Annotated in this window: 19 protein-coding genes; 12 read left to right on the top strand and 7 right to left on the bottom strand. The window is 70.8% G+C overall.

Annotated elements, in window-relative coordinates; translation table 11 throughout:
* The first annotated feature begins 95 nt into the window (after positions 1–95).
* Positions 96–3833: a P-loop NTPase fold protein gene (locus tag QMG73_RS32275; protein WP_281902022.1), complete on the top strand. Its 3738-nt coding sequence runs from the start codon at positions 96–98 to the stop codon at positions 3831–3833.
* Here the strand turns inward: QMG73_RS32275 and QMG73_RS32270 are convergent.
* From QMG73_RS32270 to QMG73_RS32260, 3 genes are read right to left on the bottom strand one after another with little or no spacing between them, the layout of a single operon-like run.
* Positions 3826–4626: a nucleotidyltransferase domain-containing protein gene (locus QMG73_RS32270; RefSeq protein WP_281902089.1), complete on the bottom strand. Its 801-nt coding sequence runs from the start codon at positions 4624–4626 to the stop codon at positions 3826–3828. The two genes, QMG73_RS32275 and QMG73_RS32270, sit on opposite strands and share 8 nt — an antisense overlap.
* A 53-nt stretch (positions 4627–4679) precedes the next feature.
* Entirely contained in the window at positions 4680–5675 is a 996-nt protein-coding gene (locus tag QMG73_RS32265) for an aldo/keto reductase (protein WP_281902020.1), read from the bottom strand.
* Positions 5672–6040 carry a MerR family transcriptional regulator gene (locus tag QMG73_RS32260; protein ID WP_281902017.1) on the bottom strand — a complete coding sequence of 123 codons (369 nt, stop codon included), beginning with the start codon at positions 6038–6040 and terminating at the stop codon, positions 5672–5674. Before QMG73_RS32260 ends, QMG73_RS32265 begins: the two co-directional genes overlap by 4 nt.
* A gap of 111 nt (positions 6041–6151) precedes the next feature.
* Between QMG73_RS32260 and QMG73_RS32255 the strand changes: the two genes are divergently transcribed.
* From QMG73_RS32255 to QMG73_RS32245, 3 genes are read left to right on the top strand one after another with little or no spacing between them, the layout of a single operon-like run.
* Positions 6152–6871 (top strand): ABC transporter ATP-binding protein, encoded by a 720-nt coding sequence (locus QMG73_RS32255; protein WP_281902015.1) that lies wholly within the window; start codon positions 6152–6154, stop codon positions 6869–6871.
* The gene (locus tag QMG73_RS32250) at positions 6868–7605 is read left to right on the top strand and encodes an ABC transporter permease (protein WP_281902013.1); all 738 of its coding nucleotides are present in this window, start codon (positions 6868–6870) and stop codon (positions 7603–7605) included. The genes QMG73_RS32255 and QMG73_RS32250 overlap by 4 nt, the downstream gene beginning before the upstream one ends.
* A gap of 11 nt (positions 7606–7616) precedes the next feature.
* On the top strand, positions 7617–8213 hold the full coding sequence (locus QMG73_RS32245; RefSeq protein WP_281902011.1) for a TetR/AcrR family transcriptional regulator: 597 nt from the start codon (positions 7617–7619) through the stop codon (positions 8211–8213).
* 58 nt (positions 8214–8271) lie between these two features.
* Here QMG73_RS32245 and rpsD read toward each other — a convergent pair whose 3' ends face one another.
* Positions 8272–8880 carry a 30S ribosomal protein S4 gene (gene rpsD / locus QMG73_RS32240; RefSeq protein WP_281902009.1) on the bottom strand — a complete coding sequence of 203 codons (609 nt, stop codon included), beginning with the start codon at positions 8878–8880 and terminating at the stop codon, positions 8272–8274.
* Between the two features lie 66 nt (positions 8881–8946).
* Here rpsD and QMG73_RS32235 point away from each other — a divergent pair, with 66 nt between their 5' ends.
* The gene (locus QMG73_RS32235; RefSeq protein ID WP_281902007.1) at positions 8947–9708 is read left to right on the top strand and encodes a DUF2470 domain-containing protein; all 762 of its coding nucleotides are present in this window, start codon (positions 8947–8949) and stop codon (positions 9706–9708) included.
* A 58-nt stretch (positions 9709–9766) separates the two neighbouring features.
* On the opposite strand, the gene QMG73_RS32230 is transcribed toward QMG73_RS32235, so the two are convergent.
* Entirely contained in the window at positions 9767–11509 is a 1743-nt protein-coding gene (locus QMG73_RS32230; protein WP_281902005.1) for an ABC transporter ATP-binding protein, read from the bottom strand.
* Positions 11506–13314 carry an ABC transporter ATP-binding protein gene (locus QMG73_RS32225; protein ID WP_281902003.1) on the bottom strand — a complete coding sequence of 603 codons (1809 nt, stop codon included), beginning with the start codon at positions 13312–13314 and terminating at the stop codon, positions 11506–11508. The genes QMG73_RS32230 and QMG73_RS32225 overlap by 4 nt, the downstream gene beginning before the upstream one ends.
* Before the next feature lie 94 nt (positions 13315–13408).
* On the opposite strand from QMG73_RS32225, the gene QMG73_RS32220 reads away from it, so the two are divergent.
* Positions 13409–14038, top strand: coding sequence for a TIGR03085 family metal-binding protein (locus tag QMG73_RS32220; protein ID WP_281902001.1), 630 nt, complete (start codon positions 13409–13411; stop codon positions 14036–14038).
* A 28-nt stretch (positions 14039–14066) separates the two neighbouring features.
* Here QMG73_RS32220 and QMG73_RS32215 read toward each other — a convergent pair whose 3' ends face one another.
* Complete coding sequence (locus tag QMG73_RS32215; protein ID WP_281901999.1) at positions 14067–14501, bottom strand: septum formation initiator; 435 nt, start codon at positions 14499–14501, stop codon at positions 14067–14069.
* A 252-nt stretch (positions 14502–14753) separates the two neighbouring features.
* Between QMG73_RS32215 and QMG73_RS32210 the strand changes: the two genes are divergently transcribed.
* From QMG73_RS32210 to QMG73_RS32185, 6 genes are all read left to right on the top strand, one after another.
* On the top strand, positions 14754–15161 hold the full coding sequence (locus QMG73_RS32210) for a hypothetical protein (RefSeq protein ID WP_281901997.1): 408 nt from the start codon (positions 14754–14756) through the stop codon (positions 15159–15161).
* Between the two features lie 201 nt (positions 15162–15362).
* Positions 15363–16043, top strand: a complete 681-nt coding sequence (locus QMG73_RS32205; RefSeq protein ID WP_281901995.1) for a response regulator transcription factor — start codon at positions 15363–15365, stop codon at positions 16041–16043.
* The gene (locus QMG73_RS32200; RefSeq protein WP_281901993.1) at positions 16040–17263 is read left to right on the top strand and encodes a sensor histidine kinase; all 1224 of its coding nucleotides are present in this window, start codon (positions 16040–16042) and stop codon (positions 17261–17263) included. The genes QMG73_RS32205 and QMG73_RS32200 overlap by 4 nt, the downstream gene beginning before the upstream one ends.
* Positions 17264–17419: 156 nt before the next feature.
* Positions 17420–17875, top strand: a complete 456-nt coding sequence (locus tag QMG73_RS32195; protein ID WP_281901991.1) for a PepSY domain-containing protein — start codon at positions 17420–17422, stop codon at positions 17873–17875.
* Positions 17876–18013: 138 nt separating this feature from the next.
* On the top strand, positions 18014–18409 hold the full coding sequence (locus QMG73_RS32190) for a GNAT family N-acetyltransferase (protein WP_281902087.1): 396 nt from the start codon (positions 18014–18016) through the stop codon (positions 18407–18409).
* A gap of 99 nt (positions 18410–18508) precedes the next feature.
* Entirely contained in the window at positions 18509–20335 is a 1827-nt protein-coding gene (locus QMG73_RS32185; RefSeq protein WP_281901989.1) for an AMP-dependent synthetase/ligase, read from the top strand.
* Positions 20336–20338 lie beyond the last annotated feature (3 nt).

Raw genomic sequence — 20338 nt, 5'->3', positions numbered from 1 at the left:
TTCGAGCACCACAATTGTCGGAGTGCTGCTAGCGGCACTCCGACATTTATTTTGATCATTGACACTGGAAGCCCCGGATCGAACGGAAGCTTCCTATGGTCGAAGCCGCAGACATCACGACCGCATCCCTACCGTGGCTCGCACCAACGGCCGGCGGCGTGGGCGCTCTGGCCGCGTGGACGGCGGCGAGCGGCGCGCCACGGCTGGCCTCCTCGGGTACCGACGGCACCATCCAGGTCTGGGATCCCGAGGCCGGTGTCACGATCGGGTCGCCGCTCGTCGGCCACAGCGCGACCGTGCTGAGCCTGGCGGCGTGGACCGGTTCGCACGGGCGGCTGTTGGCATCCACGAGCGAAGACGGCACGATCTGCGTCTGGGACCTCGATGCGGAGGCACCGAGCAGCGCCCAACTCGCCGGACATGACGGCTGGGTGCAGGCGGTGACGTTCTGGGTGGGGGCGGATGGCGCGCCACGGCTCGCGTCGGCGGGTGCTGACGGCACGGTACGCCTGTGGGATCCGCTCAACGGCGAACAGCTCGAACCACCCCTGCTGACCGGCCAGAAACGGCTGGCGGCACTCTCGGCGTGGTCCACTGTGGATGGTGTCCGGCTGGCGGTGGCGGACGGCGAAGGTGCGATCACCGTATGGGATCCGGAGAGCCGTTGCGGTGCCGGCGCCCGGCAGATGAACCACAGCGGTGGTGTGTGGACACTCGCCAGGTGGGCGATGCCCGACGGTGCGCCGCGGTTGGCGTCCGGCGGATACGACGGCACGATCCGGATCTGGCAGCCGGATACCGGGCGTGAGATGGTGCCGCCGCTACGAGGACACGACAACTGGGTACCGGCACTCGCCGCATGGACGGGTGCCGGCGGTGACACCCGGCTGATCTCGGCCAGTACCGACGGGACGGTACGCGTCTGGGACGCGGCAATCGGCGCGCCGGTCGACGTACTGCCGAACCTGACCGGTCCCAACTCGCTGCCGACGCTCGTCACGTGGGTCGGCGCCGCTGGACGCCCCCGGCTGTCGGTGGCCGCCAGCGGCGGGGCGATCCGTTCCTACGACCTGGTGACCGGTCAGCCGACCGGTGAGCCGCTCATCGGCCACGTCGCCGGCATGTGGGCGCTCGCCAACTGGCGGGAGGTCGACGGCACCCGGCTCGCGCGCAGCGGCGATGACGGCATGATCCGGATCTGGAACGCGGATACCGGCCAAGCGGTGGGCCAGCCGCTCACCGGCCATACGGCCGCGGTCTGGGCAATGGTGACGTGGATGGACCCGGCCGGTACGCGGCTCGCGTCGACCGGCGACGACGGAACCGTCCGTGTCTGGGACGGCGCGACCGGCGCCGCGATGGGCGACCCGCTGACCGGGCACGCCGGCTGGGTACCGGGGCTGAGCGCCTGGCAGCGGCCGGACGGCTCGATCGCGCTGGCTTCGGCCGGCATCGACGGGACGATCCGCCGCTGGGATCCGCGGAGAGTCGACGAGATCGGCGACCCGCTACAGGGGCACGACGGTTGGGTGTTGTCGGTCGTGTCGTGGCAGGGACCAGACGGCTGCCGGTTGGCGTCCGGAGGCGTCGACGGCACGATCCGGCGCTGGGATCCGGAGAGTGGCACGCCGGTCGGCCCTCCCGTGGTGGCGCACGACGGCTGGGTCCGGGTCCTGGCGGTCTGGCAGGACGGCACCCGGACATTGCTGGTCTCCGGTGGCTACGACGGGACGGTACGAGTCTGGGACGCCGACACTGGCGCGGCGCTCGGCCCTCCCCTGACCGGTCACACGGGACGGGTGAGTGCCCTGGCCATATGGACGGCGGCCGACGGCGGCCCCCGGTTGGCGTCGGGCGGTGCCGACGGCGTCATCTGTCTGTGGAACCTGGACGCCCACGAGCGGATCGGTGACCGTCTCGGCGGGCACGTCGCTGGCATCTGGGCGCTGACGAGCTGGTACGACCCGGATACCGGCGTCCGGCTGGCGTCGGCGGGACAGGACGGGTCGGTGCGGCTGTGGGACCCGGAGCGCGGGCACGCGGTACGCACCATCGAGATCGGCCCGGTTTCGATGTGGGGCGTGTCGGACGCGCCGACCCGGCGGGACGTGATCGGCCGGCAGCCGCTCGCCGACGCGATCGCCGACCAGCTCCGGCAGCCGCCCGGCGATCTGAATTCGGCCCACGGTGACGGGCCGACCGTCGTGAGCGTCGAAGGGCCGTGGGGATGTGGCAAGAGCACGCTGATGAACCTGGTGCGCGAACGGCTACCCACGCCGACGGCACGGATCGCGACGTCGGAGCGGCATCTGACGGTACGCGCCGTGCTACGCGCGATCCGGCGGTACGCGGCACGCCCGGCCCGGCAGGAGCCAGCTCCACCACCGGCGCCGACCGCGATGGTGACCGCGTGGTTCAACCCGTGGGCGTATCAGTCCGGGGAACAGGTCTGGGCCGGTCTCGCCAACGAGATCATCGAGGCGGCGGGCGACGTGCTGTACCCGACCGAGCCCGACCGCGAGCACTACTGGCTGGTGCGGAACCTGGGGCGGATCGATCGGTACGCGCTGGGCCGCTCGCTGCGCCAGCGCACCCGCTCACCGATCCTCGGTATCGGCATGGTGGCGCTGGTCGTACCGCTGCTGCTCGCGATCGTCCGGCTGGACGCGCCGGTCTGGGCGATCGCCGTCGCGGCAGCGACCGTCGTCGCCGGCGCCTTGCACACGGTGTGGCGGCGATGGTTCGGCAAAGCGGTCAGCTACCTGCCGACCGACCTGTTGACCGGTCCGGTCGCCGAGGGCACGCAGGTCGGCGGCGACGAGCAGAAGGATGCCGACAGCGACCCACTGCGCAGGGCCCGCACCGGTGCCCTGTACCTGCACCAGCACAACATCGGCGACCTGGTCGACGACCTGGCCGCCGCCGGATATGGACTCGTGGTCTTCGTGGACGACATCGACCGATGCCGCCCGGGCACGATCGCCGAGGTGTTCGAGGCGATCAACCTGTTCTTGTCCAATGTGGCCTCGCGTGGCGGGCTGCGAGCCCACTTCGTCGTCGGACTCGACTCGGCGGTCGTCGCCAGCCACCTGGACACCACGTACGGCAAGCACACCGACCCTGCGGCGGCGCTGCACGGCGACGATCCCTCACCGGGTTGGGCGTTCCTGCGCAAGCTCATCCAGTTGCCGGTGCTCGTGCCGGAGATACCCGACGATGGCGTGCGGCGTCTCGTCGACGAGGTGACGGCGCCCGGCCCGGCAGCCGAAAGGCCCGCCGTCAGGGCACCCGCTGTTGCGGTGGCACCGCCAGCACACGCGCGGCCGATCGCCGCGCTGGCGGCCCCGTCGCGGGCCAGGCCCACCACCCGGAAGGCGCCACGGCCACGCACCCCGGTCGACACGATCACCTGGCGGTCCGCCGAGGGGCATCCGGAGGTACGTGACCTGCTGATCCGCCGGCTGTCGGGACAGTTCAACAGATCGGTACGGGAGGCCAAGCGCCTGATCAACGTCTGGCAGTTCTACGAACGGATCATGGAGGTGGTCGAGCCGCTCGCCGAACCGGACGCGATGGTGGTTCGTGCCCGACGCCTGATCATCCTGGCCGAGATCGTCACCCGCTGGCCGGCGCTCCAGCGCGGCCTGCACCGGCACGTGAACGGCCAGCGCGGGTTGCAGTTGCTCGCGGCGGCGGCCGGCGACGAGCTCGCCTGGAAGCAGGCGGCGGTGGCCCTCGGCCTGGACGGTCAGCCGGCCATGACCGGCCTGCGGTCGCTGCTGCGCGACGAGGACGGTCCAGCCGTCGCCGACCTGGCCGCGCGGCTCATGTGAAGCGGTGTGGCCGCAGTTGCGACAGATAGCGGTCGAGCCGGCCGTCGACCAGGGCCGCTCCCAGGTCCGGCCCGACCGACTCGGCGAGTTCGTGGGCGTACGGACGCACCGTCGCCACCGTCCCGCTGACCAGGCGGCGCGCGGCCGCGTACACGTCGGATGGTGAACCGCCGGCGAGGCCGAGACAGGTGAGCATGGCCTCGCGGTAGCCGGGCGGCGCGGCCGGTAGGCCGAGCGCCGCCTCCAGGGCCTCGCGGCGGCTGGCGACGGTGACCGACGGGTTCGCGAGCCGGAGCACGGACGGGCAGCGGCGGGCGAGGTCGCTGGCCGCGAAGCGCCCGCCGAGGTCGTCGCCGGCGGCGAACGCGCCGGCGACCTTGCCGAGGCCGGCGACCAGCGCTTCGAGCTCGGGCCGCGCGGGTGGCTGATTGATCTCGGTACGGTCGAGCCGCTCGCGCCACTCGCTGGCGGCCCACAGCACCCGCATCGGCGAGCGTACCGGCAGCCCGAAGGCCCAGTCGGCGGGTGCGGCGACGTGTGCGGCCCAGGATGCCGCGTCGGTCATGGCGATGGAGAGGTGCACGAGGCGCCCGACGCCGGTCTCGGCCAGGTACGCCGGGTACGTCTCGTAGCTGGAGCCGGTGACGATCACGTCGAGGTCGACGTCGCTGTACGGGGTGGCGGCGGCGCGGGCGTAGCTGCCGCGCAACAGGATCCCGACCACGGGTGGGCCGGCCGCCGTCCGCAACCGGTCCACCCACTCCCCCAGGAAGCCCGACTCGACGACCGGCATTTCGATCACGGCGTCATCGTGCCGTACGCCCCGATCCAAGAGCAATATTCACCTCAGTGTCCGATGAATCGCATTGCTGCCTCGGCGTACCGTTCTCCCGCGACCGCGCCGGGTGGGACCGCGGCGGTGAGCCGGGCGAGCTGATCGGCGGTGAGCCGAAGGTCGGCGGCCGCGGTGTTCTCCTCCAGGTACTTCACGCGCCTGGTGCCGGGGATCGCCACCACCTCGTCGCCCTGGGCGAGCAGCCAGGCGAGCGCCGCCTGTGCGGGCGTACAGCCGATCTCGGCGGCCACCTCGCGGACCCGCTCGACGAGGGCGAGGTTGGCGTCGAGGTTCTCGGGCGCGAACCGCGGTGCCGCGGTGGCCCGGAAGTCTCCGTCGCCGAGTTGCGCGGTCGAGGTGATCGCGCCGGTGAGCAGCCCGCGCCCGACCGGCGAGTACGCGACCAGGGTCACGCCGAGTTCGCGGCAGGTGGCGAGCATCTCCCGCTCGACGTCGCGGCTGAACAGCGAGTACTCCATCTGCACCGCGGCGATCGGATGGATCGCGTGGGCCGCCCGCAGCGTCGCCGGGCTGACCTCGGACAGGCCGAGGTGGCGCACCTTGCCGGCGGCGACCAGTGCGGCCATCGCGCCGACGGTCTCCTCGATGGGGGTGGCCGGGTCACGCCGGTGCAGGTAGTACAGGTCGATCGTGTCGATGCCGAGCCGCGACAGGGACGCGTCGCAGGCCTCGGTGGCCCACTCGGCGCTGCTGTCGACGCGGGTGCCGGGCGTGGCCGAGTGCGAGGCGCCGGGCGGCATGCGGATGCCGAACTTGGTGGCCAGGTACACGTCTGCCCGGCGGGCCTGGACGACCGGCGCGAGCAGCCGCTCGTTGGCGCCGGCGCCGTACGCGTCGGACGTGTCGAGGTGGTTGACGCCGAGGTCGAGTGCCCGGTGCAGGGTGCGAGTGGATTCGGCGTCGTCCGTCGGGCCGTACGCCACGCTCATGCCCATGCATCCGAGGCCGATGGGTGCGACGTCGGCGTCGGCGATCTTTCGCGTCACAGCAGTTCCCGCTCCATCTTCTCGTAGATGTCGATCTTGTAGTTGAGCACCTTGAGGTCCTCTTCCAGCTCGCCGATGCGGGCCAGTACCCGATCCCGGTGCGCCTCGAAGAGCGCCCGGCGCTCGCCGAGCGTGCGGTCGCCCTGGCGGGCCAGCTCCGCGTAGCGACGCATGTCACGTACCGGCATTCCGGTGCGCCGCAGCCGGGTCAGCAGTACCAGCCAGTCGACGTCCTGATCGGAGTACCGCCGGCGGCCGGCCGAGTCGCGGTCGACCGGCTCCACCAGCCCTTCCTGCTCGTACCAGCGCAGCGTGTAGGTGGTGAGTCCGACCCGTTCCGCCGCCTCGCTCACGGTCATCGTCATGCCTCAAGAGTTCCAGTTCGAGCACACTCGAAGTCAAGCCCTGATTGCGCTGTTCCAAGATTTCATCTAGCGTTGAGTTCATCAGGCGTTGAATTCTTCTAAGGAGCGCACATGGACACCGCGATCGAGGTCCGTGACCTCGTGATCGAGCGCGGTAAGAGAACCGTGCTGCACGGCTTCACCTGCACGATCCCGCGCGGCAGCGTCACCGGCCTGCTCGGACCGAGCGGCAGCGGCAAGACCACGCTCATGCGGGCGATCGTGGGCGTGCAGATCGTCAAGTCCGGCTCGATCACCGTCTTCGGCGAGCCGGCCGGATCGGCGCCACTGCGCCACCGGATGGGCTACCTCACACAGGCGCCGAGCGTCTACGCCGACCTGACCGTGCGGGAAAACGCGCGATACTTCGCCGCGCTGTACGGGCTGGGTGCCGCCGAGGCCGACCAGGCGGTCGCCGACGTCGGGCTCAAGAAGGCGGCCGGCCAGTTGGTCGGCACCCTCTCCGGCGGGCAGCGCAGCCGCGCCTCGCTGGCGTGCGCGATCGTCGGCAACCCCGACCTGGTCATCCTCGACGAGCCCACCGTCGGGCAGGACCCGGTGCTGCGCGACGAGCTGTGGAAGAGGTTCCAGGAGATGGCCGCGAACGGCGCCACGCTGCTGGTCTCCAGCCACGTCATGGACGAGGCGGCCCGCTGCGAGCGGCTGCTGCTGATCCGGGAGGGCCGGCTCATCGCCGACGACACTCCCGCCGCGGTGCGGGCGAGCGCCGGCACCGACGACCTCGACGAGGCGTTCCTGCGCCTCATCCGCGCGCAAGGGGTGGCGGCGTGAATCTCCGAATCTTGACTGTGACGACCGGGCGCATCCTGCGCCAGCTGCGCCACGACCGGCGCACGATCGCGCTGCTGCTGCTGGTACCCGTCGTGCTGCTGACCCTGCTGTACTTCATGTTCGACGACCAGCCGCAGGTCTTCGACCGGATCGCCCTGGTCATGCTGGGCGTCTTCCCGTTCATCATCATGTTCCTGGTGACCAGCATCGCGATGCTCCGCGAGCGCACCACCGGCACGCTCGAACGGCTGCTGACCACGCCACTCAACAAGGTCGACCTCCTCTTCGGATACGGGATCGCCTTCGGTATCGCGGCGGCGGCACAGGCGGCGGTGGCCTCGGCCGTGGCGTACTGGCTCTTCGGCCTCGACACGCAGGGCAGCCCGGCGCTGGTGATCCTGATCGCGGTGGTCAACGCCGTGCTCGGCGTGGCGCTCGGCCTGTTGTGCAGCGCTTTCGCCCGTACGGAGTTCCAGGCCGTACAGTTCCTACCGGTGGTGGCGTTCCCGCAGATCATGCTCTGCGGGTTGTTCGTCGCCCGTGACCAGATGGTGGGTTGGTTGGAGGCGATCAGCGACGTGCTGCCGCTGTCGTACGCGGTGGAGGCGCTCCAAGAGGTTGGCGTCCACACCGATCCCACCGGCACGATGTGGCGCGACCTGGCGATCGTCGCCGGCGCCGTGATAGTCGCTCTCGTACTGGCCGCCGCGACCCTGCGCCGGCGCACCGCCTGAGGATTCGCGCGATGGCACGACGCACCGGGCGACGCCCCGGCAACCCCGACACCCGCGAGGCGATCCTCGCCGCGGCACGGGAGGCGTTCGCCGAACGCGGGTTCGACGCGGCATCCATCCGCGGCATCGCCACCAGCGCCGGGGTCGACCCGGCGCTGGTGCACCACTATTTCGGCACCAAGGAGCAGCTCTTCCGGGCCTGCATGGACTTCCCGATCGACCCGTCGACCGTGCTGCCCCAGGTGCTGGACGGCGGCATGGACGGGATCGGCGAGCGGCTGGTCCGCATGTTCCTGTCCGTCTGGGACTCGCCCGCCGGCGCGGCGGGCGTCGCGCTGATGCGCTCCGCCCTCAGCAACGAATGGACCGCGCGCCTGTTGCGCGAGTTCGTCACGACACAGATGCTCCGGTACGTCCTGCCGAAGTTGAGCGTGGAGCCTGGCGAGGCCCGGCTTCGGGCCAGCCTCGTGGCCAGCCAGATGGCCGGGCTCGCCATGGTCCGGTACGTGCTGAAGCTGGAGCCGCTCGCCTCCGCCCCGCCCGACGTGGTGATCTCGGCGATAGCCCCGACCATCCAGCGCTACGTCGCCGGCCCTCTCCAAGCGTGATCAGGGCGTCCCTCAAGCCGTTAGAGCGACTTGAGGGACGCCCTGATCACGGTGGGGGCTAGCGGGAGTAGAACTCGACGACGAGCTGCTCGTCGCAGAGCACCGGCACCTCGCGCCGCGCGGGCTCCTTGAGCAGCGTCACCCGCAGGTCGGAGAGCGCGACCGACAGGTACGGCGGGGTGGGGCCGTCGGCGTGCGCACCGGCGGCCGCGATCTGGAAGGGCGGCTTCTGCCGGCTCGACTCGCGCACGGCCACGACCTGGTAGGGCTTGAGCCGGTACGACGGGATGTCGACCTTGCGACCGTCCACAGTGAAGTGACCGTGCGCCACGAGTTGGCGGGCCTGGTAGATCGTGCGGGCCAGCCCGGAGCGCACCACGACCGCGTCGAGCCGCCGCTCCAGCAGGCTGACCAGGCGCTCGCCGGTCTTGTCGGTGCTGCGGGCCGCCTCTTCGAAGGCGCGCCGCAGCTGCGCCTCGCTGATGTTGTACTGGTGCCGCAGCCGCTGCTTCTCCAGCAGCCGCACCTGGTAGTCGGAGGTCTTGCGCCGCGTCCGACCGTGCACACCGGGCGGGAATGGCCGGCGCTCGAAGTACTTCACGCACTTCCGCGTCAGCGGGATGCCGAGCGCCCGGGAGATCTTCGCCTTCGGTCGGGCCTGGTTCACGTAGACGCCTCCTGACAGGATAAGTTAGCCTTGCCTTACTAAGCTTAGCCTAACCGGAGGTCAACGATGCAGCCCAGCCCCGCCGAGGTCGCCCGCACGCTGGCGGCCGGCCGGCTTTCCGGTAACGCGCACATCGCCTGCCGGCCCGGCCCGTACCGCGTGCGGCACGCCACCGATCGGGCTGGACGTGTTTTGATGCTGGTCCCCGCCGACAGCGACCTGACCCGCGCGCTGCGCCCCACGGACGGCGCCGACGACATCGCGGTCGTCCTCGACGTCCCCGACGTACCGCCGGTGGCCGGCTCACCGTCGCTCGGGCGGGTGTGGGTGTCCGGCTGGGCCGTGGCGCTCGACGGTGCCGAGGCGCGCGAGGCGGCTCTCGACTTCGCCGACTGCGACCCGACCGGCGACCTGCTCGACGTCGGCGAGAGCCAGGTGCTGTACCGGATGGAGCCGGCCGAGGTGCGGCTGGAACGGGCCGGCGGCACGGTCGAGGTGGACCCGGACGAGTACGCCGCCGCCGAGCCCGACCCGCTGCACCACATCGAGTGGGACCTGCTCACCGACCTGGCCGACCACCACGTACCGGAGATGACGGGCTTCATCGAGCGCCAACTCGCCGGCAGCGGCCACACCGCACCGGCCGGCCCGACACCTCGCGTGGTCCGCCTGGACCGCTACGGCTTCGTGGTGACCCTGGGCCCGCCACCCGCCGAGTACCGCGTCCGCCTGGCCTTCCCGCGCCCGGTAGAGGACCGCGCCGACCTGGCCCGCCTACTCCACCCCGTGCTGTGCCGCCACTGCGGCTCCCCCACCACCACAGCGTGATCAGGGCGTCCCTGAAGTCGTTAGAACGACTTGAGGGACGCCCTGATCACCGCGCGCGTCAGCGGGTTTGCTCCAGCCAGCTCGCGTACAGGCGGGCGTAGACGCTGTCGGGGTTCTCCAGCAGCGACGCGTGGGGGCCGCGCTGGACCACCTCGCCCTTGTCGACCACGATGACCTCGTCGGCGGCCTGGGCTGTCGACAGGCGGTGGGCGATCGCCACCGTGGTGCGGCCGCGGGTGACCGCGTCCAGGGTGCGTTGCAGGCGCACCTCGGTCGCGGGGTCGACCGCGCTGGTCGCCTCGTCGAGCACCAACAGGTCCGGGTCCGCCACGTACGCCCGGGCCAGCGCCACGAGTTGCCGCTCACCGACGCTCAGCGCCTCACCGCGCTCGCCCACCGGTGTGTCGGCGCCGTGCGGCAGGCCCTCGACCCAGTCCGCCAGGCCCAGCTCGGCGAACGCCAGCGCGAGCTGGGCGTCGCCCAGCCCCGGGTGTCCAAAGCGGACGTTCTCGGCCACGGTCGCGTCGAAGAGGAACCCGTCCTGCGGCACCATCACGACGCGGCTGCGCAGCGACGCGAACCGCACGCGGTCGAGCGGTGCGCCCGACAGCAGTACGGCGCCCTCGCTCGGGTCCATGAGCCGGGTCAGCAGCTTGGCGAACGTGGTCTTCCCGCTCCCCGTCTCGCCGACGACGGCCACCCGGGTCTTCGCCGGTATCTCCAGGTCCACATCGGACAGGACGCGAGGGCCGTCCGGATACGCGAACGAGACGTGGTCGAAGCGGACGTCGAGGGGACCGGCCGGCAGGTCGACGCCGTCTGCCACCGGGTCTGCCACGTCGGGCTCGATGTCCAGCACGTCGAGTACCCGGCGCCAGCCCGCGACCGCGTTCTGCGCCTCGTTGAGCACCTCGGTCGCGATCTGCACCGGCTGGACGAACATCGTCACCAGGAACAGGAACGCGGTGAGCTGGCCGATGCTGATCTGACCGTCGACGCCGAGCAGTACGCCGATCACCACCACGGCACCGAGGGCGATACCCGCGGCCAGTTCCCCGGTGGAGAACCCGGTGACGCTCAACCGGAGCGCCCGCTGCTGCGCCCTGCGCTGCCCCTCGATCGCCTCGTTCAGCCGGGTCGCGGTGCGCCCGGACACCCCGTACGCCCGGATGACCTCGGCGCCCACCACGCTTTCCGACACGGCCGCGAGCATGGCGCCGGTGCGCTCCCGGACGACCCCGTACGCCCCGCGCAGCCGCCGCTGAAACGCCCGGATCACGATCACCGCGGGCAGGAACGCGCCGAAAACGACGAGCGTGAGCTGCCACGAGTACACCGTCATGACGATCGACGTGACCGCGACCTGGCCGAGGCTGATCAGCAGGATCACGCCGCCCCACTGGAGGAACTGGGTGATCTGGTCGACGTCGCTCGTCACCCGCGACACCAGCGAACCGCGCCGCTCCGACTGCTGGTGCAGCATCGACAGGTCGTGGATGTGCCGGAAGGTGCGGATCCGCACGTTGGCGAGCGCGGTCTCGCTCACCGTGAACAGGCGGCGCATCATCAGGTACCCGCACAGGGTGGTGATCGCCAGTACCCCGACGGTGGCCGCCACGACGGCGCTCACCACCCCGAGATCGGGGCCGCCCGGCGCGCGCACGCCGCGGTCGATGCCCTGCTGGATCGCCACCGGTACGGCGGCCCGCCCGGCCATGGACACGAGCGCGAAGAACAGGGTGCCGGCGAGCCCCGCGCGCAGCTCGGGCGACAGGGCCAGCCCGCGTCGCAGCGTGTTCACGGGGTCACCTCCTCATATGCGTGCTCGCGTTCGCGTTCCGCCTCGGCCTTCTCGTAGGCGGTGACAAGGTCCGCGTACCCGGAGACGGTGGCCAGCAGCTCGGGGTGCGTCCCGTGCGCGATCACCCGGCCGTGCTCGATGTAGACCACCTCGTCGGCGAGCGCGATCGTGGCCCGGCGGTACGCGACCACCAGGATCGAGGCGCTCGCGTCGGCAGAGCGCAGGGACGCCAGGATCGCCGCCTCCACTCTCGGGTCGACGGCACTGGTGGCGTCGTCGAGTACCAGGAGCCGCGGGTGGCCGGCGAGGGCGCGGGCCAGTGTCAGCCGTTGCCGCTGCCCACCGGAGAGCGAGGTGCCGCGCTCGCCCACCATCGTGTCGAGCCCGTCGGGCAGCCGCGCGACGAACCCGTCGGCCTCCGCCAGCCGGAGCGCCGCCCAGATGTCCTCATCGGTCAGTCCCGGCCTGTCCAGGCCGACGTTGGCCCGGACCGTGTCGTCGAACACGAACGGCACCTGCGGCACCAGCGCGATCGAGCCGGCCAGCGCGTCACCGGACAGCGACCGCAGATCGGCGCCGTCGAGGCGCACCGCTCCCGCGGCCGGGTCGACGAGGCGGGCCGCCAGCGAGGCGATCGTCGACTTGCCGGAGCCGGTCGGCCCCACGAGCGCCACCGTCTTGCCCTCCGCGACGGTGAAGCACACATCGTGGAGGACGGTGCTGTCGTCGTACCCGAAAGACACCTGCTCGAAGCCGATCGCGGCCGGCGTGCGCCGCTCCTCGGTGGACGCTGTGCCATAAGGCATCTCGCCCGTGGCTGTCAGGACGCGCTGGACGCGGTCCCAGCCGGCGACGCTGCGCGGCAGTTCGGCGAGCACCCAGCCGATCGCGCGCACCGGGAACGCCAGCACGGTGAACAGGAACGCGACGCTGACCAGCTCGGTGACCGTCACCGCGCCCTGGCTGAGCCGCCACGAGCCGACCAGCAGCACCGCGAGCGTGCCCAGGCTGGGCAGCGTGTCCAGTACCGGGTCGAACAGCCCCCGCAGCCGGCCGACGTTGATCAGCGCGTCGCGCAGCTCGCGGGCGCGGGCCGCGAACCGGTCGGTCTCCTCCGCCTCGCGCCCCATCGCCTTGACCACCAGCGCGCCGTCGAAGCTCTCGTGCGCGATCGCGCTCACTTCGGCGCGCAACTGCTGCGCGCGGGCCTGGCGGGGAGCCATGCGGCGGGAGTACACGACGTTGAGGCCGAAGAGCGCCGGGAAGATCAGCACGCCGACGAGCGCGAGCACCCAGTCGGTGGCGAACAGCGACACGAACGCCGCCAGCAGCATCACCACCGTGCCGACCGCGAACGGCAGCGGCGCGATGGGGAACCAGGTCGCTTCGACGTCGGAGTTCGCGTTGGAGAGCAGCGTGCCCGTGGCGTTACGGTGGTGCCAGGAGACCGGCAGGTCCAGATAGCGGCGGGTCACGCGGCGACGGTAAAGGGCCTGGAGCCGGAACTGCATGAACCCCGCGCCCAGCCGCCGCCCGAAGATGGCACCCACCTTGAGCACGCTCAACCCGAGCAGCGCGGCGGCGATCAGCCAGAGGAGTCCGGTGTCGGCGCGACCGTCCTCCAGCGACGGCACGACCACCTCGCCGACGATCGCGCCCACGATGAACGCGCTGCCCACCGTCAGCAGCCCGAAGAACGCGCTGCCCACCACGCCAGCCGTAAAGATCCACGGCTCCTCGCGGATGCCGTGCCCGAGGACGCGCATGCCTCTACTCAGCACGTCTCGGCTCGTCTTGTCGGTCACGCACTCCCCCGCCGTAAGTACTCCCGGTCCATAACATCCTTACCAAAGCGATCCGTTACACGGTTGTGTCGGCGGTCACAGATACGCTCGTGGCGTGGCTTCGTACGCACAAGACGAACGTCGAGCACTCGCCGATCTGTTCCTCGCGGTGGGGCCAGACGCACCAACCCTGTGCGAGGGCTGGACCACGCGCGACCTCGCCGCGCACATCGTGATGCGAGAGCGCCGGCCCGACGCCGCCGCCGGCATCGTTGTCGGCGCGCTGAGCGGCCACGCCGAGCGGGTGCGCCGAAAGCTCGCCGACAAGCCCTACCCCGAGCTGGTCGGCCTCGTGCGCACGGCACCCTGGTGGAGCCCGGTGAGCAATCCTCTCACCGACGCCTCGGTCAACACCCTCGAATTTTTCATCCACCACGAAGACGTGCGCCGGGCCGCGCCCGGCTGGCGGGCCCGCGAGCTGCCGCACGACTTCCAGAAAACCCTGTGGCGGCGAGCCAGGGGTTCGGCTCGGCTCGCGCTGCGCCGCGTGCGCGCCGCCGTGCTCATCCAGGCTCCCGGGTACGGCGAGACGACCGCCGGTGCCGGAGGGCAGCGGGTACGCCTGATCGGTCCACCGGGCGAGCTGGCCCTTTTCCTGAGCGGCCGCCAACGAGCGACCCGCGTCCAGGTAGACGCCCCACCCCCCGTGGCCGACCACCTCCGCACCGCCCGCTTGGGCATCTAACCCCGCCGCCCCCGCGCCCCGCGCGGCGTCAGTCGTCCTTCTCGCGGCTGATCGCGGGCTTGCCCGCCGTGCAGACGACCTTGACCTCGACCCGCTCGCTACCGCGAGCGAACTCCACCTCGGCCTCGTCGTCCGGCCCCGGGTCCGCCTCGACCACGCTGTACCCCTGTTCGGGCGCCCACGACAGCAGCGTGACCAGCCCGTTCTCGCACGTCGCCACGATCGTGCCGGCAGCGCTCGTGAGCACGGTGCCACCGCCCTGGCCCGCGCTCGCGTGTGGCGACACGGTGACACCGGGCCGTGCGGACGCGAGCCGCTCCTCGACCTCACGCTCGCTCAGCGTCGCCGCGGCCGTGCCCGTGATGCCATCCCCGATGACCCGCACAGCCGCGAGCCCGGTCAGCGTCGCGACGGTCGCGGCCACCAGCCAGCCCGCAACGGCCAGGAGCGTAGGACGGCTCATGCCCCGACTATGCCCCCTCCACCGTTAAAGCCAGCGCCAAGCACCCCTAACAGCCGGTTAACGCGCCGCCGAATCTGGCGGGACCGCACCACGATTCCGGCGCTGCCAGGATGGCCGAGTGCATGTCTTCATCGACGAGTCGATGCGACGCGACCTCTTCCTGCTGTGTGCGGTGACATACGAGTCGCGATCCCTCGCGGCGGCGCGCGCCATGGTGCGCCGGCTCTGTGGGCGGGGCAGAACCGCATTCACATGACCAAGGAACGCGCCAGTCGGCGTCGCGAGATTCTCAGCGCCGTCGTCGACTCGCCGGTGCAAGCCCGCATCTACATCTCAACAGGTCGTCCGGTGGAGGCGCGCCGCCGGTGCCTCGCACACATGCTCCACGACCTGGCCACGCTGGGTGCCCGCGTACATCGGATAGCGTTCGAGTCCGCTGGCGAGCCGGAAGACAACCGCGACCGCGCCACGATCGTCTCATCCCGCCACCTGTACCCGTCGCTGCATGAGACGTCGTACGAACACTTCCGGCCGCACGAAGAGCCGCTGCTCTCCATCGCCGATGTGATCGCGTGGGCGTACGGAGCCGGCGGGATGTGGCGGCAGCAAGTAGAGGGGGTCGTCGAGAAGGTCGTCGCTTTGGACGAAAACGGACCCTGAACAGCGCGAAACCCGATCCCAAACCGTCCGGAGAGAGATCGGGCCCACTTCCTCGGGCTAAGCAGCCCTCGACGGTTCAATGATGCCACTGGGCTCTCGGACCTCGCAACAGGCATCGCCACCGTTAAAGCCAGCGCCGGCGGACGCTAATGGATGGTTAACGTGCGCCTGGCAGGGCGGTGGGACGGATACGGTGCGAGGGTGGCCCGGCTGCTGCTGATCGAAGACGACCCCGCCATCCGTACGCCGCTGCTGCGGGCGCTGCGCGAGCGCGGGCACGCGGTGGCCGCCGCGCACACCGCCATGGGCGGCCTGCAGACCGCTCTCGACGAACGGCCCGACCTCGTCGTGCTCGACCTTGGCCTGCCCGATCTCGACGGGCTCGAACTGCTGCGGATGCTGCGGGGCGTCAGCACGGTACCCGTCATTATCGCCACGGCGCGTGACGACGAGCGGGAGATCGTGCGCGGCCTCGACGCCGGCGCCGACGACTATGTGGTGAAGCCCTTCACGGCGGCGCAGCTCGACGCGCGGGTGCGCGCGGTGCTGCGGCGCGGCGCCGGCGACCCGGACGAGAGCGCCGTCGTCGTGGGCGAGCTCCGCGTCGACCCTCGCTCTCGCGAGGCGAGCCTTGGCGGTACCGCGCTCGACCTGACGCCGCGCGAGTTCGACCTGCTGCACCACCTTGCCAGCCGCGCCGGCCAGGTCGTGTCCAAACGCGAGCTGCTGACCGAGGTGTGGCAGGTGCCCTACGGCAGTACCGACAAGACGGTCGACGTGCACCTGTCCTGGTTGCGCCGCAAGCTCGGCGAGACCGCCCAGGAGCCCCGATACTTGCACACCGTGCGCGGCGTCGGCGTACGCCTCACGGCACCGTCATGAGACGCCGGCTCGCGCTGCTGGTGGCCGCGACGACCTGCCTGGTGCTGGTGGCGTTCCTGGTGCCGCTGGCCGTGCTGCTGCGAGCGGTCGCAGCAGACCGCGCGGTGGTGGCGGCCACCGCGGAGGTCCAGTCGCTCGTACCGTTCGCCGCCACCGCCTCACTGACGGAGCTGACCGACCTGGCCGGACGCTCGTCCCGTCCAGTCACCGTGTACCTGCCGGACGGTTCGGTGCTTGGGGCGCCGGCTGGGCGTACCCCCGCTGTGGAACTCGCCGCGCGGGGCAACAGTTTGACGGCGGCTGCCCACGGCGGACGCGAGATCGTGGTGGGCGTGCAGGGGCGTTCCGACGGCGCTGTCGTGCTGCGGACCTTCGTCCCGGACGCCGAGCTGTCGCGCGGGGTGACCCGCGCGTGGCTGGTGCTCGCCGGGCTGGGGCTGACGCTCGTACTGCTGGGCCTCTTCGTGGCCGACTGGCTCGCGCGCAGCCTGATCCGGCCGATCGGTGAGCTGTCCGCCGTGTCGCACCGGCTCGCACACGCCGAGCTGACCGCCCGAGCCACCCCCGCCGGGCCGCCCGAGCTACGTGAGGTGGCCGGCGCCCTCAACCATCTGGCCGGCCGCATCCAGGATCTCCTTCGAGCCGAACGTGAGGACGTGGCCGACCTGTCGCACCGGCTGCGTACGCCGCTGACCGCCCTGCGGCTGGAGGCCGAGTCACTGGGTGACCCGGCCGAGGCGTCCCGCGTGACCGCGGCCGTCGACGGGCTCGAACGCGCGGTGACCGGGCTGATCCGTGAGGCGCGACGACCGTCTGGCGCGCCTGTGGAACCGTGTGACGCCGCTGCTGTGGTGCGCGAGCGGGTCGCGTTCTGGTCGGTACTGGCCGAGGACACCGGTCGCACCGTCACCCTCGACCTCGCACCCGGCCCGCTGATGGTGGCCACCGGCGCTGATGACCTGGGTGCGGCGATCGACGCGGTACTGGGCAACGTGTTCGCGCACACGCCGGACGGGACGGGGTTCGCGGTGACACTGACGGCGGACGCGGTGTTGACGGTGGCCGATGAGGGCCCCGGCCTCCCGCCCGACGTGGCCGAACGCGGCGCGAGCGGGGCCGGTTCCACGGGCCTCGGCCTCGACATCGCCCGCCGCGCCGCCCGCACCCTGACCGTGTCCGCCAGCCCGCGCGGCGGCGCGGTAGTAACACTCCACCTGTAAGTGATCAGGGCGTCCCTCAAGTCGCTAGGGCGACTTGAGGGACGCCCTGATCACGGAGTGGGGGGCCGGGAAGCGGGGGCTTTAACCCGGGCTTAGGGATCGCACAGCGTGCCGCTAGCGCGTTCTCGGCGAATGTACAGATCAAGGAGGTGCGTTATGACGCGCAAAACGATTTTGGCTCTGGCCGCCGGTGGCTTCGCTGCTCTCGCTATCACCGGCACGGCGCTCGCGGCGGGCGAGCCCACCTCGCCCCCGCCGACGCCGGTCCTGTCGCAAACGACGACCCCGACCACCCCCACGAGCACGGCTCCCGGCGATGATGCGATCGCGCGGGAACGGGCGGTCGAGATCGCGCTGGCCGAGGCTGGTGGCGGCCAGGTGACCGAGGTCGAGCGGGAGCGGGAGCATGACCGCCCGACGTGGAAGGTCGAGATCGTGAACGGTGCCACCGAGCACGAGGTGTACGTCGACCGCGAGAACGGTCAGATCGTGAAGTCCGAGCGTGAAGCGGCCGACGACGACGGTGACGACCGGGACGACGCTGACGACCGAGACGACGATGGCCCCGACGACGACCGCTACGACGATCGTGACGACCACGACGACGACTAACGGTCAGGCATCGCGTGCGGCCCGGCACACCGCCGGGCCGCACGCGGATACAACGCCGGGCCGCCGCACGCCGCTGGATAGGGTCGAAACGTGATCTTTCGCGAAGCGGTACTCGCCGATCTGCCCGCCATTCTCGCCATGCTCGTCGACGACCAGCTCGGCGCGAGCCGTGACGTGGCGGTCGTGGATGAGCGGTACCAGCGGGCTTTCGCGGACATCACGGCTGATCCTCGCAACATGCTCGCGGTCGCCGACGACAGCGGCGAGGTGGTCGGGTGCATGCAGATCACGTACATCCCGGGGCTGAGCCGGCACGGCGCCGAGCGGTCGCAGATCGAGGCGGTGCGGGTACGGGCGGATCGGCGGGGCTCCGGGCTCGGGCAGCGGTTCATGGGGTGGGCGATCGACCAGGCGCGCGAGCGGGGATGCGCGCTCATGCAGCTCACCACCGACAAGTCGCGCGCCGACGCGCACCGTTTCTATGCGAGGCTCGGATTTGTCGCCAGCCACGAGGGCATGAAACTTAAGCTGTAAAGCTGGGTCTAGCGGCAGAGACGCAGGGCGACTACCGTACGGTAACCTCGCAGTAACGTGACGGTGGTCACCCTGGCTTTGAATAAGGCGGCCCTCGCAATGGCTATTGACGTTCCCTACCAGTCCATTCCGGACATGTTTCTTAAGCGCGTCGCCGCGACCCCAGACAAGGACGCGTTCGCCCACCCGGCCCCGGACGACTCCGGACCGGTGTGGCTCACCTGGGGCAAGGTCGGCGAGCGGGCCAAGGCGGTCGCGGCCGGCCTGCGCGGCCTCGGTGTCGAGACCGAAGACCGGGTGGCGATCATCAGCAACACCCGGCTCGAATGGGTCATCGCCGACCTCGGCATCATGTGCGCGGGCGGCGCCACCACCACGGTTTACCCGACGACCGAGCCCGAAGATGTCGCGTACATCGTGGGCGACTCGGGCTCGAAGGTCATCGTCGCGGAAGACAAGGGGCAGGCGGCGAAGCTCAACAGCGCCACCCTGCCCGGGGTGACCCACGTGATCCTGATCGACGGTGCGGCTGACCCCACCGCGACGCCGACGCAGCTCACGCTCGCCGAGTTGGAGGCGCGCGGCACGGCGCAGCTGGCGGCCGATCCGAGCATGATCGAAAACATCGTGTCGACGATCGGGCCGGACAATCTCGCCACGCTCATCTACACGTCCGGCACGACGGGGCGGCCGAAGGGCGTCGAGCTGCTGCACCGGGGCTGGTGCTGGGAGGGTGTGGCCCAGTCCGACCTCGGCCTGCTCGAACCGCAGGATTTGCAGTACCTCTGGCTGCCGCTGTCGCACTCGTTCGGCAAGACGCTGATCTGCGGCGTCATCCACGTGGGCCTGCCGACCTATGTGGACGGCCGGATCGACAAGCTGGTCGACAACCTCGCGATCGTCAAGCCCACGCTGATGTGTGGCGCCCCGCGCATCTTCGAGAAGGTCTACAACAAGGCGGTCACCAACGCGCAGGCCGCGGGCGGCGCCAAGGCCAAGATCTTCGGCTGGGCGGTCGCCGTCGGCAAGCAGAAGGTCGCGCTGGAGCAGGCCGGCAAGCCGGTGCCCGGCGGCCTGAAGTTCAAGTACGGGATCGCGAACAAGCTGGTCTTCAGCAAGCTCCAGGCCCGTCTGGGAGGACGGATTCGGGTACTGGTCTCCGGCGCGGCCCCGCTCTCGGTGCCGATCGCCGAGTTCTTCGCCGCGGCGGGGCTGCCGATCAGCGAAGGGTACGGCCTCACCGAGACGAGTGCCGGCAACTTCGTCAACCGTGCCGGCAACATCAAGATCGGCACCTGTGGACCGGCGCTCGGCGACCTGGAGTGCCGCATCGCCGAAGACGGCGAGATCCTGGTGCGCGGTGCGCCGGTGATGCGCGGGTACCACAACAAGCCCGAGGAGACGGCGGCCGCGTTCACCGAAGACGGTTTCTTCCGCACCGGCGACATCGGCGAGCTCAGCGCAGACGGCTTCCTGCGCATCACCGACCGGAAGAAGGACCTGGTCAAGACGTCCGGCGGCAAGTACATCGCGCCGTCGCACATCGAGGGCATGTTCAAGGCGCTGTGCCCGTACACGTCGCAGGCGGTCGTCATCTCGCAGGCCCGCAACTACTGCACGATGCTCGTCACCTTCGACCCGGACGCGATCGTCGGCTGGGCGGCGGGCAGCGCGCTGGAAGGCAAGTCGTACGAGGAGATCGCCACGTCGCCGGAGGCGCACGCGATGGTGGCCGGGTACGTGGAGGAACTGAACGCCAAGCTCAACCGCTGGGAGACGATCAAGAAGTTCACCATCCTGCCGCGCGACCTGACCATCGAAGACGGCGAGATGACCCCGTCCATGAAGATCAAGCGTCGCTCGGTGGAGGAGAACTTCGCCGGCGACATCGACAAGATGTACGAGGGCTCGCTAGCCGAGATCTGATTC

Origin of the sequence: Phytohabitans aurantiacus (assembly GCF_027923225.1) — a bacterium.
Lineage (GTDB): Bacteria > Actinomycetota > Actinomycetes > Mycobacteriales > Micromonosporaceae > Phytohabitans > Phytohabitans aurantiacus.
The sequence above is the reverse complement of the archived record's forward strand: the minus strand, read 5'-3'. Positions and strand labels throughout refer to the sequence as shown.